This window comes from Hyphomicrobium methylovorum, from assembly GCF_013626205.1.
GTDB lineage: Bacteria > Pseudomonadota > Alphaproteobacteria > Rhizobiales > Hyphomicrobiaceae > Hyphomicrobium_B > Hyphomicrobium_B methylovorum.
In genome coordinates, this window is sequence record NZ_QHJE01000001.1 from 1301364 (window position 1) to 1316889 (window position 15526).

The following is a 15526-nucleotide window of genomic DNA, read 5'->3' on the forward strand; positions in this document are numbered from 1 at the left end:
GCGCTAACCTCAATCGCGCGGTATTAACAGCTGTCATCATGATTAAAGCTGATCTCACGGGCGCTGATCTCTCTCACGCTCGCATCATCGGTGAACTTAGAGATGCACGCTTAAATGGGGCGAAATTGATCGGGGCCGATCTCGGTTTTGATCCGACAAATGCGAACATGGTTCCGCCGCGCGTCGATCTTTCAGGGGCAGTGCTCCATGGCGCAGACTTGACGGACGCCAATCTTAGGACCGCTTTGCTTGAGTACACGAAGCTACGCGGCGCGCGTCTGGTCAAAACGCGCTTGAACTGGGCGAAGCTTGCAGGGGCCGATCTCAGTGGCGCGGACGTGACGGACGCCGACTTCACCAACGCCGACCTTACAAATGCGGACGTGTCGAAGCTCAAGGGTGCAGAGAGCGCGACCGGGCTGGAGCCTTAAACCCGCGAGATGTAAAAAGTACTCGCGCTTGTGGCTCTGATCGTTGTGGCAGTTCTCAATCTCAACACCGCGTGCAGCCGCTTTTTCGGAGGTCTGCAACTAGTGTTTCGAGTTGCCCGTGGAGATCATTAGACGCTCCGGCTAGCGACTTGTCGCCAACTAGAAAATGTGGGGTGCCGACAACGTTGAGCTTATCTGAAAGTAGTTTTGAGACCCTTATCTCATCGGCGATCATGTCGCTAGCCATGTCTTGCTTCAGACGCTGCATATCGAGCCCAATCCGTTCAGCAATTGCAAGCGCTGAAGCCTCGTTTGCAATCCCTTTATGGGCGAACATCGCTTGGTGGAAGTCCCAATATTTCCCCTGACGTCGTGCGGCTAACGCGACTTTGGATGCTTCCTCTGATCCCTTTGAGAGAACGGGAAGTTCCTTGAAAACCACGCGAACGCGCTTGTCCGTTTCTATGAGCTTTTGAACGTCAGACATGCCCTTTTTGCAGTAGCTGCAATTGTAATCGAAAAATTCTACGATTGTGATGTCACCGTTCGGATCGCCAGCAACAGGGTCTTCCGAGTTCCGGAAAATCGTCTCGTGGTTCTCTGTTAGAAACGCCCTAAATTTCTCTGTCTGTGCTTGGCGTAGCTTGATCTGCAGAGCATCCTGCATTTCCATCATCAATTCAGGGTGCTTGAGCAGGTAGTTCCTGACGATCTTCTCTATTGCGTCCTGTTGGGAGCCCGAGAAAATATCATCGCTCGGCGTGCTATGGACATGACCTGAGTCTGCCCAAGCTGATGGCATCCATTTGCTAGACGGTCCAACACCGCTAGACGGCAGCATCAGCAGCGCACTCACAAAGATACCAACCGCTGAAATCATTTTGAAAGTTTTCATGCTCTCAGCCCGTTAGAACAACGCACAGGATAGAGATGAGCGGATATTTTCGCTATCCGCTCATTATATCGTTTTTGGTACCCAGAGCACGGCTCGATCAGGTCTTCGCCGGCTCGTTCAAGAGGTTGATGAACGTCTCCGAGGATATCACGGGTGCGAAGAAGTTGTTGATGCGATCCATCGCGTCAGCTTCCTGCTCCGGCTTCTGAGCAGCAGTTGCGTCTCCGATCACGATCGGAAGATATCCGTTATCGCGTGCTGCTCGCGCGTTGCCTTCGATGCACCAATCAAGATGGATCCCGCACAGGATAATCGTCTTGATGTTTTTGCGTGCCAACTCCAGCGGCAAGTGAGTACCGGTGAACGCGGTCTGCAGGGCGAGTTCGTTAAACCGAAGGTCACCGGGCTCTACGAGTGCCTCCAATTCGTCGACAAGATCATTGTCCTGCTTTCGCTGTTCTGCCGTCCAATTCTCCTTGCCCTTTGCCCAGCTCTCATACTGAGCCTGGTCAAATTCGCTCTTCGGGTAGTTTTCGCGGAAGACCTCGTAGCCGATCCAAGAGAAGCTCTTGAAGTTTTCAGCCTTACGCGCCGCTTTTACGACATTCACTGTTGCAGCCAAGCTGCCGCGTTCCCACTGCTTTTCGCCTGCTTGCGCGCCGGTCGGGAGGTAGAGACTTTTGTTTTGGCTGATGGACAGGAATGCTGCAGGATACTTTACGATCTTTGCCAGATCGAGAGACTGCCACTGGGGCGCAAGCGGCGGGATGGCGTGAATACCTCCCAGCTTTCGCTGATCGTCAGTCGCTGCTCCAGCGGCGCTTGTGCCTGCGCCGGCCGTTGCTGCGACAGTCGCGGCGCCCGCGACTGCGCCTACAAACTGCCGACGGGTCGAGTTCACATCTTTTTTGGAGCTTTCCAATGTCGTCATTTTTCTTACTTCCTCCCAAGACCATAAGTTTCGGCTATGAGACAATACGGCGTATATCCATCAATAATAATATTTTTTTTCTCTATCCTAGCGTTATCGCGCCACCTGCCTATTCTGCACGCTGAGGAGTCTATTACGCATTGCACGCAGCGCTTCCTGCGTGGCCTGGACGTATCGTTTGTCTGTCGTTGCTTTTCGCGCTCTCTGCTCGTCGGCCGTAAGCACGCGCCGTTCCGATACTGGTATGCCCTCTCGTGGGCCTCCACCGTAAAGACGTCCTGTTTCTTTACGCAGCGTTCGTAACGCATCGCGAGCGTCCACATGATACTTTCGCTGGCGAGCTTTATTTCTCTCCTTGCGTGCCATTTCCTTGGCCGCAATCTCTTCGGCAGTGGGCACAGGTTTCAAAGCACGTAACGCAGCGCGCTTGGCTTTGCTTTATCCAATGCGCGATGCTTTGCAGCCTTTTGTCGTGCCGTTCTCTCTTCTTCCATGATGTTGGGGTGCGGGTATCCGCTGGGAATGCGGCGCTCAGTGTCGGCATTGTGCTTTGCGATCTCTTCTTCAAGAGTCGTTCCACGCATGCTGCTTCGTCTTCAGCCATGAACCGACGCCGGGTCTGTTCGGACGACCGGTAGACGCGCTTCATGGACTGGTGGGGCAGATAACTCACTCTGCTTGATCGTTCCGCGTCCTGCCATCCGCAAGGAGGATCGCGCACGCGCGCACCTTCTGCGGTGGTTATGTTTGTTCTCGATTGTTTGAAGGGATCTAGGAGACGCTACAAGCGCTGCAAAACACTGTTAAAGGCCCACTGCGGGCCATGACAAAGTTATTACGGAGGCTGAACTGTTGAAGCGCGTCCGTCCTTGAGAGGCCGGTGCCCTGGTCAGTTAGGACAATTTTCGAGAGCCCATCCAAAGCATCTCGTTCGAGGCGAACTTGAACATTGTCGGCGTCGGCATCCAAAGCGTTCCAAATAAATTCTGCAAGAGCGGCTATGGGCCTAGCCTTCGTTAGTCGCTCTATGGTGTCCGGCTGTAATTCGACCTCTAGTCGTTCTGCGCCTGACATATGTGATCGCCCCGTTTCGTTGTGCAAATCGACTGGTCATTCAGCTATTGCGAACCAGCGGTGGCACGCAAGTCCCATTTCGAGTAGCGCATATCGTCTGCCTCTTCTCCGGCACCTTATCAACACCCGCCGCCATTCACCGGCCCGCCCGGTATTTGTTAGGTACTCACTAGAAAATCTATCGATCAGTCCACGCCCAAACCACGCACCACACGAAGCGCATCCTGCGTTGCCTGGACGTATCGCTTGTCTGTCGCCTTCCGCGCATGCTCTCGCCAGCGGTAAGCACCTTACGCTCCGACACTGACACGCCCTTCTGTGGTCCGCCTACGCGCACACGGCCAGTCTTCAAATGCAAAGCGCCCTAGCAGCCCGCCTCTTCTCCCGCGCCTTATCTACAGCCCTCTTCCGCTGAGCTTTGACTAACTCTCTTCGTCATTTCCTGCCGGTGGACTTTTCCCTTTCGCACGAGCGATGGCCTGAACCTCCATGTTGTGCTTCTCGATTTGAAACGCGAGGCTACTTCCCTGGTACTCAGCAAGCTTCTTCAGCACGTCAATCAATTCCATTGTTGGTTCTCCAAATAGAAAGAGGCGGGACGCTTCTTCACGTCCCGCCTCAAAGCCAAATTTCAAACGCAGTTTTAGTGACGCGTCTCTTCAGGCGGCAGACCCATCCCCGTAGCAGACAACTCTCGGACTGCATTGAGCGCGTTCTGTATCCCCGGCACGGCGTGATAGGGCGTCAGGTTTTGGAAACGCCGAAGATCAGAACGTGTGATCGTGCCGCCGCCAGCATAACGCGCCGCTGACTGCACGACCTTCGTAGCGTCTTCAGCCATGCCCGCTGCTGGACCAAGCAACGTGCCACCTAACCCAATGTCACGCACCTTTCTCGCTTCGGAGCGTTCCGCATCTCCCGCCAACCACTGCGTTCCGCCTCGAATGGAATACTGCCCATTGGACAGCTTGCCGACAGTGTTGGACGCAGTGAATAACGAACCCATGATACCTGAGCGGTCCAGTGCGTCGTACATGCTACCGCCCGCATTATCCTCCCACCGCTTCACGAACGCTTCCCAATCGGCGTCGTTGTCACGAAGAGCACGCTTCAGACTGTCCACAAATACAGACGCCATAACGATACTGGACAGACCGGCACCCAAGGCTACGCGCTGGCGCATCTTCTCCGCTGCATCCGTTCCGACATTTGCTAGCTGGACCTGACGTGCGAGGAAGCGGGTTTGGTCAATCAGCATAAAACTCTGAAACTGGTACATGAGCTTGCCAGTCGCATCGTACGTAAACTGCGGACGATCACCTAAGCCGGGCGTGACGATAGTGTTACGGTTCTCTCGACGCATGGCCGTTTCAAACCGCGCCGCTAGGTCTTGATCTTTCCACTTATCAAGATCGGCATACAGAACACCCGCGACGTGCTTCAAGTCCTGTCTCGCGTACTCGTCACCGATCTTCGCCAAGTCGTGAGCTTCGATGCCAAGGTTTGCGAGCCACGCTTGGTTTTTCTGCGACAGACGCTCGTGTCCAACGGTTGAGTACTTCAGGATGCGCGAGCTAACCACGTTGTGCGTGATCTGCTTCATCCAATCTGTCCAGTAGCTGATACCCGATAGGCGGGTGGCCCACTGGGTACTCTTGTCGACAAACTCAATCCATTTGTCGCCGACCTGATGCGGGTTGTTCAGTTCGAACGCATCGCGAAGACGCGTGGCGTGGACGGCTTCCGCAACGGTTCCAAAACGCATACCTTGGTCGCGCATGGCACCGCCCTTTCTGACGGCATTGCGGAAGTCGGTGAACATAGGCAGCACGCCATACTTGAACGTGTCGCCAAGGCCCTGAGAGATTGCAATCTTCGGGGCGTCCGTCAGAGACGAAACTGTAACGCCGCCAAGCCGAACGTCATAAGCGAGCGATGCCAACGTGTGCGCCGCTTTAGGACCGAGCAAACCGAAGCCTTTGCCAGGGTCGTAAGTTCCAAGGAAGTGTTCGACTTCGTTGCGCACCCCCTGAAGATACTTATCGCGGTCGAGTGTAAGTTTCGTCAGGTCATCGCCAGACGCCGCGTCAATCTTCGCCTGTGCTTCCTTCGCGATGTCCACCAGAATGGAATTTCCGGTGTAGTCGCCAACCTCATTTCCGTAGCTATCGACGGTCTTGAAGACGCTGCCGAACGCGGCCTGCTTCCCTGACGTGTTGTGCATCAGTTCGGCGTGTTCAAGAAGATCGGTTCGAAGAAAAAAGTTCTCGGCCAGCGCGTCGTCTGCAATGTCGATGACGCGTCCTTGCAGGTATCCGCTCTTGACGCGTACGCGGCTGGTTGACGAGTTAGGGATTGCGGACCTGACGCCAGCGATGGTGTCGTAAACGTCCTGAGCTAACGCCTTTGAGTATGCCGGGATATGCTCGCGAAGCATCGGCATACCGTATTTGTTTTTCGGCACGGCGGGCTTCGCGTTGTTCTCAGTGATGAGAGGTTCCGGACCTTTACGCGGACGCGGGCCAAACTCTTTGTCGAACGATTTAATGTTGCCTTCGTAATCACCGACGACAGGCTTCTTCGGCTTCGGCGTGCCTTTGTCAAAGCCCTCTTCGAATGTCTTGAAGTCGCTGCGCTTCGGTTTCTCCAACATGTACGGATGGCTTTTACCGTCGTTGGCAGGATCGGATAGAAACTCGCGGACCTTCCCTTCCCAAGCTCGATACGCGTCTTTGAACAGCGCCAAGTCCTGAGCAACAGCATTGTCCCGCGCCATGCCGTGTTCAGAGATACGGTCGCGCCAGTTGGCCATTGCCGTTTGATAGTCGGCGCGGTCTTGTGCGTTCGCAATGTCTCGACGGTTTTCCCAGTCCTTCAGACGTTCCGGATGGTTGTGCCAAAACTCCATTCGTTTTTCGTAGCTCGCGATGCTGGCCTCGTGCGCTTTAAGGCGTTCGGTGTACTGCGTATGAGCAAGCTCTTCTTCGACGTCGGCCGTAACTTTGCGCGTGGCCCATGTTTCGAGCAACGACATGGCACGGCCCTTATCGTTGCGCAGCGCTGTTTGATTGTAGATCCGGCGCACGTAGCCATCCGCTCCGATAGTTTCCAAGTCTTCGGGCAGCTTGCCATTCTTGACATGGAGTTCGCGCTGATAGTCGGCGTACTTACGGAAGGAGCGTGCGACGGCTTCTACCGCAGGGTCACCAAAGGCTTTGTCGATGCCTTCGGTTAACACGGCGCGATAAGCCGTTTGCGCCAAGTCCTTCGCACTCTTGAAGCGCGTCTTATTCGCGGCGTAGATGTTTTCACCGTCAGCTTTGAAGCGTCCGAGAGCTGCGCGGTCCGCGTCTAGATGATCTTCGACAGTCATGCGCCGACCGTTCGCAAGTCCTTGCACGTTCGCTTCCGAGATTTCCGGCGACGAATAAAACATGCGTCCAAACTGGCGCACGTTGTCGAGAGGCGAAGTCCTAAACGCTTGCCTTTGCTGCCCAAGAAGCGTCTTCCCGCCAAGGAACTTTCCGAGCCATTCCGTGGGCATCGTTGTGATGGACGGGACTTTATCAAAGAGGCCAGCGGAAACCTTTGCGTCAGCCAATTCGCCACGCGCCTTGGCTTCGGCTTTAAGCTCTTCGAAGTTGACGGCTGCGGCACCGGCACTGGACGGCGCGGGCTTCGCGGATTGGACACTAGCGTCCACTCCGTTCGCCGCCGCGACTTCAGCGTCCAATCTATCGACCGCCGCTCGTGCTTCCGGGAAATTGTGCGCGGCGTCTTCACGGTACTTATCGAGATTTTCTTCGACGTGCGGCGCGCGGTCTCCGAGAACAACGTGGATCGAACCACCAATTGCAGCGCCGATGATTGCGCCGGACGCGATATTGATTGCACCGTCTTCCGATGTACGGAGTTGCTGCGTCGCCTGAAGCCCGGCTTCCGACACGCTAGCATCGACCGCGCCAGCTACAGCGGACTTCCCGGCTGTTTCGAGAAGTGATGCGCCAACCTTGCCAAGCTGAAGAGCTTTCCCGACAGGTATCAGGGTCGGAATATCGACCGTACCCGCCAGCAACAACGCCACCGTTCCCGTCAGTCCCGACGCTTCAAGAATAGTCTGGTTCTTCTGTTCGCGTTCAATGTCGTCAATGCGCGCGTTCAGTTGGGCTTGATTTGTGACGCCGACGAAATTCTGAAGATGCGGCATCAAATTGGCTTTGCCAATCTGCTCTAAGATTTGATCGTCGGTAAGCTCAGGGCTATTCGGTGTCGGGTGGAAATGTTCGGCGAATACTTGGCTTGAGAGCGCCGAGCCAATCATGTTGCCAGACTGGAAGGCGGCCTTCAGGGTTTCGCGAAGCTCTGGTTGATCCACTTCGGGCTTCGGCAGGTTGGCTTCGATGTGCGAACGGTAAGCGTTGTCGAGTTGCGCGTTGAATGCGTCGGCTTTGAAGTTTGGCGTGTAGAGTTCGGGCGTTGTTGGCGTCGACTGCGCCGCTAGGTTTTTGCCTGCGACGTTTGCGATTTCGAAGGCGTTCGTGTCGACGTTAGCCAGTGATTTGGCTTGATCGAAGATTTTGATCATTTGGTACGTCTTTCTCGGGGCGATGCCCGTCAGATTTTGAACGTGAAAAAGACTCGCAAGCGGCGTGCTTGCGAGCCTTGGGTGGTGTCAGTAAGTTTCGGGTTAGTTAGTCAGTCGGTAACGCGACGGTCGCGGCACGAAACAGAGCGCGCAGGACATGGAAGAACCACCCCTGACTGAACTCGAAAAATTTCGGCGCATCATTATCGTCATTCAGTGTGCTGCTCTCAACTTCGGATACTTCCGTGGTGCAAAGGCCATGATGCGTAGAACAGTGGACGGAAACTTCCTCGATATTCAGAGGCGCATCGACAACAACTTTCTGGACATGGGTATCATTGAGTTCTGCAAATTATTCGCTGAGCGCGAGAGCCAGCATTGGTCAAGGGTGATCAATCCCGATCTGCACAAAGAATTTGAGAATGGCCTTTACAAAGTCGTCGACATCGATAGGACTGCCTGGAAAAGATACGTCGATGAGTTTCTGAGTTACCGGGATAAGTTTCTCGCTCACCTTGATAAAAACCGGGTGATGAAATTTCCCAACCTCGGGCTAGCAATCAAAGCATTACACTACTACGCGCAGTTTCTCCGCACACAACACCCACTTTCAAGTTCTCTCGAAGATAGCGAATTCGATGTGGAAACACTTGTTTCTAAGTCATCGCGAACCGCACAAAAATACCTGCCTTGAAGCGTCTTAACTGTGACCGGCCTATCGCGGCGTTGCGTCAGACTAAAGTCAATGCGGGGCGCCACACGCGACGACCCGCACCATAGATAAGACAATCAGGCGGCCAGCCTAATCACGGTGCCCATCTTCGTCGCTTGGACTGTAACCGCCCCGGCGTTGGTCAGGTCGCGAAGCACGTTGCCGACGTGTCCTGCTGAGCAGCCAAGCGCCCTGCCTAATGCACGATGGCCAGAATACAGCTCACCGCCTCTGTCTTTGACCAGCTCAAGAAGGCGCCCACTGAACGTATTGGCGACAGTGAGCTTCTGGGGCGTGGTATTGGACACTAGCTTGAGCGGCGGCCGGACCTCGATTTCCGCGTCTGGCGCGGTGTCCACTGCCTGCAATTTGGTAGGAGTGGGCACGTTGGCTTCGGTGTGTTCAGCGAGGGCCGTAGGGAAGGGCTCCCGTAAGACACTCGACTGCGCGAAGGCCAGTCCGCCCCCAAACTCAACCAGAGCCACGGCCAACAGCGCGAGCCACCGGTTGAGGGCATCCGTCGAGAGGTGGACGCCAGCGACAGCTAGGTATCCGCTTATTCGATGCATCCGTGTTGGCCGGTTTGGCAGGTCCGAGTGTCGCTAGATCGCGGGATGCGTCGGCCATCACGGCTTGAAGTTCTTCGCGATGGCTTTCCTTGGCACGGTCGACTTGCAGGCCCGCCGCTTCAGGACAAACCCTTTTGGAAATTGGGCCGTCGATCTTTTCGCAATTGTTCGCGCCCGGCGTTTGGCGCAGGGCGGCGATCTTCACGTCTAGCTCGGCAACGGTAGCGGTGGACGCCGGAAGGGCCTGGAGCGCGTCCTGGGCGGTTTTGTAGGCGGTCTGAAGCCTTACGCGCGTTCCCTCTGTGTCCGTCTGCGTGGCCTGTGCTGAAAGCCTCTGGCCAGCCGACGCCCCGATTGCGGCGCTAAATGAGTACGAGCCGCAGAGGGCAATGGCCAGAAGCGCGATTAGGCCGCCAGCCAGTGAGCCGGCTCGGATTGCCTTCAGGAGTGCACTAGGAGCTAGGGCTAGGATTACGGACGCCGCGACTGATACGGCAGCCCACGTGGCTTGGGAGGCCAGGATGTCCGACCGTGACCAGCCGTAGAGTGCGTTGATGGTGGCTGAGGCGACGGCCAAGGTGGTGCCAGCGACGATGGCCAGGACCGACGCGGTAGTGTGTTTGTATCGGGGATGCCGATGGATGTTATCGGAAGGTTTCGTTTGTGATTTTGACGCAATTCGGGTGTCGTGTGACATCGGGTTGTTCCTATCGAGGTAGGTTCAATCTAGAGGGACGCAACCATCGCAAGTGGTTTTGCGTCCCTCGCCTTTTCTGGGGCACGTCAACTGTGCCTCTACTTTGGTTAATGCATCGCCAATTGATGACCGGGCCAGCCATATTCAATCCTAGCGCCGCTGTTTCTTTGCCCGTTTGTTTTGGGCGGGTTTGCGGCGGGTCGACTTCTTTACCTTTGCAATTGCCGCTGTCGTCTGTTTTGGCTTCTTCTTAATTGATGGAGTTGCGGTTTGCCTTTCTTTCTTTTTAAGCGGCGCCTTTGATTTTACCGAATGCGACTGCGCCGATATATGGTTTGCATTCGTAACGGTTTTTGGCTTTTTCTTCGCTATTTTCGCGGCACCTAATGCATCCCTCAGCGCTGCTTTTGCAGCCCTTACCTCGTCCCCCAACGCCTCTAATCGACACTGCTCGTCCCACTCTTCCGGAGTGTCACCGCTAAGCAAAGTTCCAGCGTCTTCTACGTCTTCGGCTATGCGAGCAAGCAATCGGCGCAAGCGTGGTTCGAGGCTTTTGTTTCCTGAGAGGCCGCTGGCGATGTCTGCGATTTCCAACCACAAGTAGGGGGCGAACTTATAGGCTTTTATTGCGGATATTGAACTATACATTAACGAGTCCTGTTGTGCCGTATCCTCATAATTATTCTCATCGTACATTTCTAATTCCCCATCCAATTCCAATTACGCGTCATTGCGCAATTGCAATTCAATTAGGGGGTGATTTGCGAATGGGAAAGATAGAGAGGTTTATTCCAAATTCGCAAATCACATGAAGCTAGTGATTTATTGGCCACACGCGATTCCAATAACGCCTTTTGGGCGTGAATAGTGCAATAGAGCGTGATTTGAGTTACAATTATCGGCAGCGGCAATTCATATTGCCCGTTATTCGACGTGCAGTAATTCGTCTTCTCTTTCTCAATAAGCGTTCTTTCCTGCGAATTGACCGCGCTTGCTTGGTGCCGACAAACGCGACGGCCCGCGCGACCGCTTCCCGCCCGCCAAAGCGCCTCGTCGATTGGGAACCCCATGAGAATGAACCGCCAAATCTGTGTCGGTGTCAGGCCAGCTTGCCCGTGCAGTGCCCATTGTCTGAGTGTCAGCGCCTTGCCACGGTGTTTGAGCACGAAGCACTGGCAGCCGGTTTTCTTGTCGGCGGATTTAGTGAGACGCACTCTGTAGCGGCCGTGTCGTTGTCGGAGCGACGATGCCTTTACGTCGGAGCAAGGCGCGTTCTTCAAGGTCGTCATAGTACGCTTTGAGCTTCGCTTGCTTCCTGGCCGCCGCCTTGTCGAATATGGACGGGTCATTGCATTCGCCTGCCAGCTTCAGTGTGTAGCCATAGGGACGTTCAAATTCCGCGACGTACCAATCAGGGCCACGGGGGCAATGCTCTTCGCGCCTTCCCTCGCCAGCACCGTGGACATGTAGCTCGCCGCAGAACGCGCACGTTGGAATTAGCCATGAGCGGCAGAGGTCGGGACGTTCTTTGAGGATCGCGGGACCAGGCTTGTACGCGGCAACCGTGGGGTACTTGGGGACTGAGTTGGACTTCTTCATACGAGTACTTTCTCAAACTGTTGGGTTAGGTCTTCTTGGCGTGCCAGTGCTGTGGCGGGACGGCGCCGTAATGGCCAGGCCGTGACAGCCACACTTCATTGATGCACGCCGCCAGGCGCATCGCTTCAGGATGGCGCGACCAGATGCAGTAGAAGCGTCGCTCGCTTGGCGGGTAGATCGTCGCCTGAAGCGCTTCCTTGAACTCCGCTTTGGCTTTGGCTTCGCTCCCGGGCTTGGTCTGGCCAGGTGCTTGGGCCAGTTCGGCGGCGCGGAGTTCGATAGCCGACGCTAGTAGTTCGTCCTGCTTGGGATGTCTCGGGAATGCGGAGGCGAAGGCCACTGTCGTTTCAGCGACCGTCCTTTTGGTCTTCTTCATTCGGTTTCCGTTGGTGGGCACGCGCACGCCATCGTGCTCGCGGCGGGGGCTGCGAGGTCGGCGGGTGCGGGTGATGTTGGAAGGGGAAGGGGAAGGGGAAGGGGGAGGGAAGGGGACGCGTTACGCGCTCAGGGAGGCGGGCGGACTAGCCATGGACGGGGCTGCGCAGCCATGTTCCCGCATTTGATCCGGGTACCGCGCACCATGTGGGGACGGAAAAATCATTAATTTTCAACGTGGTACCTGTGGTGCTCGCTGTACTCGGTATTTCCAGAGAAATCGGGCGGACGAAGCCATTGCGCGAGAAACGCAGCTGTCCTTCTTCCTCTCTCTTATTCTTATTTATAGTAAGAACAGTGAGAACCATAGGTACCAAATTGATTTCATTGACGTTTTTGGTAGCCTACATGGTTCCCACTGTTCCCGCATGGCTGGCGCCTCAGTGGATGGTTGGCCCCGCCCGCTCATGGCCGTCGACGCGGAACCAGAAGAGCGAGGCCCGCACCGGAAAGCACGTCGGTTCGCGCTTCTACGTGACGGTTCGAATGCTTGCGTCACGGGTACGGCGATGGCGGGCAAGAGCACAGGCTAAGCGCCGCGCCGTCGGAAATCGTGACGGTGACGGTTCCGGTACCGTCACGTGACGGTTCAAATTTTTGGAACCGTCACCGTCAAAAACTCCTGTATTTGTTGGGTTGTGACGGTGTTTTCTTATAGTAGTGACAGTTCATATATCTTTTTAAGAGAGTACCAGAAGAACCGGCACGTGGTGCCCACACTGCTACATTCCACCGCCGGTTTTCCCCCGTTAGACGTGACGGTACGGAACCGTCATATCCGTCACGCTGGTCTAAACTCGCTTCGGCTTCGCGCCCACAAGCCTGCTGGCCGTCTCACTCCAGGCGTACGCAGTTGCATGGTCGTCAGCGCCATTTGATTGCAAGCAGCGATGAGTGTTGGTTCTATATGGGAGCCAACCAGCATCGCGCGCGCCTTTGTTGACGGAACGCCCGACCTTGCCGCCTCGCTTGGCAACATCACGAATGCCGAGCGCCATGAAGAGGTCGGCGTTCGATACTGTGGCGTTATCCCCAAGCTCCGCAAGTATCTCCGATGTACGTTCCGCCACCGGGTCAACTACTTCGAAGTGCTTGTTCGCTTCGGCTACGTCGCCCCAAAGGCTTTGCGGAATGTTGTGACTTTCGCCACGTTTCTCCAACCACGCGGCTTCCGCCCATATCTGGTCTCGGTCGGAAGCTAACCTGGCCAGTCGCACCGTATCGACTTTTGCGATCCAAAAGCGGCGGTTGCCTGTTGGATCGTCGAGAAAGGTTTCATCATTTGTCGTGCTACCGAATACGCACTGCCTAGGCACCGCTTCGGCAATTCTCGCGAAGGCAACGCGTGCCTTATCGGCCTGAGCCGCGAAGTAACGCTTGATGTCGTTCTGTTCTCTTCTGGAATATCCCGAAAGCTCCGGGTGCTCTATAATCCACGCGCCGGAGCTGTTCTCAATAAATTCCTTCGCGTTCACACCGACGTCGACGCTGTCGGAAAACCATTCCGGACTTGCAAGTGTGCGGAAGAAGGAAGACTTACCCGCGCCTTGGGGGCCTTGTAGAACGAGCATTGCATCGAATTTCACACCCGGCTGTCTAACCCGACGAACAGCTGCTATCGCCCACGCTTTGCCCATTGCTCTGTTCAACGGCGTGTCGGCAGCGCCAGCATAGTCCGGAAGCAATCTTTCGAGACGCGGCGTGCCATCCCAAGTAAGATTGCCCAAGTAACGGCGCACAGGGTGGACAGGGTTCTGCCGCCCCTCCTTGCGAACAACTTCAGCGACGAGTTCCTTACTCGAAAAGCAACCGGCATTGTTCAGATCGATATAGATGTCGCCAATGACGGCTTCAGATAGAACCGACAGCCTTCCATTCCGCCGAACGTAGGTCAGCATGTCGAACTCGTTGAATACGACGTCGATACCAGCACACTGCAAATAGTAGCGGGCGTTCTGCGGGGCACGTGCGACAGGCGTTCCGACTTCCTTCCCTTCCTTGTTCTGCTTATTCGTCACGGGCCACGCAAACAGTGCTGGCAGGCTGGCGTCGGTTGGCCGTTCCGATGCGTCGTCTTTTCCGTCATCACCACGAACCGCAAGAGCTTCAACAGCGACCAGCGATTGACGCAGTTGCTCATTCGCTCGCGACCACCCCGCCTCCTTAGCCCAATGGAAAATGCTACCGACTGTGCAGGGCTGGCCCGAATAGGTCCGGTCGCTTATGCTAGTCCAGACGCGTAGTGCGTCGTCCTCGTCGTAGACGCCACGACCCGCAAGCTGCGACCACTCAAGCCACATATCAAGTCCGGCATCGCCAAACTCGCGTTTGATGGCGCAACCGAACTTGAACCAAGCCGCACGGTTTTCTACGTTAGTTTCACGCGGGTCTTCGCCGGAAGGGGCGTGCGCAATTGCGCAGAGCGCGGCTTGGACATCGTCGGGCTTGGCGGTACTGTTCTTCCAGATAGCCGAAGCCGCATCCTTACGCTTTATAACTTCGGTGGGCGGAAACGCCTTGGCAATTGCAGCAGCGCGATAGCACTTGACGGCATTTCCCTCATCTAGCTCGTATGCGACTGTGACTATGCGAGGTTTGCCGCTCTTCATGTGGAAAGTGCCGGGCAACCGCAGGACGCGTGACAAGTCAGTGCAGTTGCCGTCTGCGCCGTATTCCTTCGCCAACGTGATCGCGATGCCGGATGCCAGCACCGGTTCCATTTCGTCGCCTACAAACCAGTAAGCCTGATATTTCCCCTCCGAACTATTGACGAGCGCGCTTGGCCGCAACGGGAACTCTTCGGGCAAGCCGTGATCGAAATCAGCAATTACCGCGCGTACTCGCTTGATGTTCTCAAGCCTTCTGCCTTTTCCGTCCGTCTCATTGACTGTTACGCCGACGTACACGCCCTTAAGATTTTCCCGCTCAAGGCGCTCGCAGAGACTATCCGTGAGTGCGCTATTGATGATCTTTGCGTGAGGGTCTTTTTTGACCTTCTTCGACCTGTCGCCCTTCCGATGAGCTTCACCCGGGGCCAGCCCTGGGTAAGTCGTTTCATGCCGGATAAGAGATTTGTCGTCGGAGAATGTCTGAAACGCGAACGCCGTTGCGCCTTCGTCCAGCAGGCCCAGAAATTCACGTGCAGCGCCCCAATCGCACCACGTCGTTTCCGTTCCGCATTTAGCTTTCTTCGTATCTTGGACGGTATCCGTCTGTCCTACTTCCATTTTAATGCCCTGTTGTTTTGTCCGACCCGTCCGTCCATCGGGACAGGTCCAAATTCTGAACTAAGCAATGCTGCGAACACCGATGCCCAATATTCGACGGCGTCGTCGCTTCTTTCTCGTCTGGCGATCTCGATACTCAAACGCCGCCAGTCTTCCGCCTCGCGTGCCATAGCCTCGCGCCGCTTCATTTCGGATTTGTACAATTTGTGCATGGAGCGCGGCGGCAGATAACTCACTCGCCCTGGCCGTTCGGCGTCGCGCCAAGACGGCGGGTCTCGCACGCGCGCACCCTCTGCGGTGGCCATGTTCTCTCGCTCTGGTTGGAGGTTTAGGTGACGCTGTAGACGCTCTACACGGTGGCTAACGCTTTA

At 55.7% G+C, this 15526-nt stretch carries 13 protein-coding genes; 2 read left to right on the plus strand and 11 right to left on the minus strand.

Features of this window, described 5'->3' with window-relative positions; translation table 11 throughout:
- The first annotated feature begins 38 nt into the window (after nucleotides 1-38).
- On the plus strand, nucleotides 39-431 hold the full coding sequence (locus tag DLM45_RS06370) for a pentapeptide repeat-containing protein (protein WP_181336334.1): 393 nt from the start codon (nucleotides 39-41) through the stop codon (nucleotides 429-431).
- Between the two features lie 61 nt (nucleotides 432-492).
- Here the strand turns inward: DLM45_RS06370 and DLM45_RS06375 are convergent, their stop codons facing one another.
- From DLM45_RS06375 to DLM45_RS06400, 6 genes are all read right to left on the minus strand, one after another.
- Nucleotides 493-1326: a DsbA family protein gene (locus DLM45_RS06375; protein ID WP_181336335.1), complete on the minus strand. Its 834-nt coding sequence runs from the start codon at nucleotides 1324-1326 to the stop codon at nucleotides 493-495.
- A gap of 97 nt (nucleotides 1327-1423) precedes the next feature.
- Entirely contained in the window at nucleotides 1424-2257 is an 834-nt protein-coding gene (locus tag DLM45_RS06380) for a cysteine hydrolase family protein (protein ID WP_181336336.1), read from the minus strand.
- 404 nt (nucleotides 2258-2661) lie between these two features.
- Nucleotides 2662-2841: a hypothetical protein gene (locus DLM45_RS06385; RefSeq protein WP_181336337.1), complete on the minus strand. Its 180-nt coding sequence runs from the start codon at nucleotides 2839-2841 to the stop codon at nucleotides 2662-2664.
- Between the two features lie 187 nt (nucleotides 2842-3028).
- The gene (locus DLM45_RS16605; protein ID WP_181336338.1) at nucleotides 3029-3331 is read right to left on the minus strand and encodes an ATP-binding protein; all 303 of its coding nucleotides are present in this window, start codon (nucleotides 3329-3331) and stop codon (nucleotides 3029-3031) included.
- A gap of 422 nt (nucleotides 3332-3753) precedes the next feature.
- Complete coding sequence (locus DLM45_RS06395) at nucleotides 3754-3900, minus strand: hypothetical protein (protein ID WP_181336339.1); 147 nt, start codon at nucleotides 3898-3900, stop codon at nucleotides 3754-3756.
- 74 nt (nucleotides 3901-3974) lie between these two features.
- Complete coding sequence (locus DLM45_RS06400) at nucleotides 3975-7916, minus strand: hypothetical protein (protein WP_181336340.1); 3942 nt, start codon at nucleotides 7914-7916, stop codon at nucleotides 3975-3977.
- A 157-nt stretch (nucleotides 7917-8073) separates the two neighbouring features.
- Here DLM45_RS06400 and DLM45_RS06405 point away from each other — a divergent pair, with 157 nt between their 5' ends.
- Entirely contained in the window at nucleotides 8074-8610 is a 537-nt protein-coding gene (locus DLM45_RS06405) for a hypothetical protein (RefSeq protein WP_181336341.1), read from the plus strand.
- 489 nt (nucleotides 8611-9099) lie between these two features.
- Here DLM45_RS06405 and DLM45_RS06410 read toward each other — a convergent pair whose 3' ends face one another.
- The 5 genes from DLM45_RS06410 to DLM45_RS06430 all read right to left on the minus strand — a co-directional run bounded on the left by DLM45_RS06410 (nucleotide 9100) and on the right by DLM45_RS06430 (nucleotide 15155).
- Nucleotides 9100-9894, minus strand: coding sequence for a hypothetical protein (locus DLM45_RS06410; RefSeq protein ID WP_181336342.1), 795 nt, complete (start codon nucleotides 9892-9894; stop codon nucleotides 9100-9102).
- Between the two features lie 150 nt (nucleotides 9895-10044).
- Entirely contained in the window at nucleotides 10045-10590 is a 546-nt protein-coding gene (locus DLM45_RS06415) for a hypothetical protein (RefSeq protein WP_181336343.1), read from the minus strand.
- Nucleotides 10591-10643: 53 nt separating this feature from the next.
- Nucleotides 10644-11183: a hypothetical protein gene (locus DLM45_RS06420; RefSeq protein WP_181336344.1), complete on the minus strand. Its 540-nt coding sequence runs from the start codon at nucleotides 11181-11183 to the stop codon at nucleotides 10644-10646.
- A gap of 335 nt (nucleotides 11184-11518) precedes the next feature.
- A complete protein-coding gene (locus DLM45_RS06425) occupies nucleotides 11519-11869 on the minus strand; it encodes a hypothetical protein (RefSeq protein ID WP_181336345.1) in 351 nt (116 codons plus the stop codon).
- A gap of 850 nt (nucleotides 11870-12719) precedes the next feature.
- On the minus strand, nucleotides 12720-15155 hold the full coding sequence (locus DLM45_RS06430; RefSeq protein WP_181336346.1) for a VapE domain-containing protein: 2436 nt from the start codon (nucleotides 15153-15155) through the stop codon (nucleotides 12720-12722).
- Nucleotides 15156-15526 lie beyond the last annotated feature (371 nt).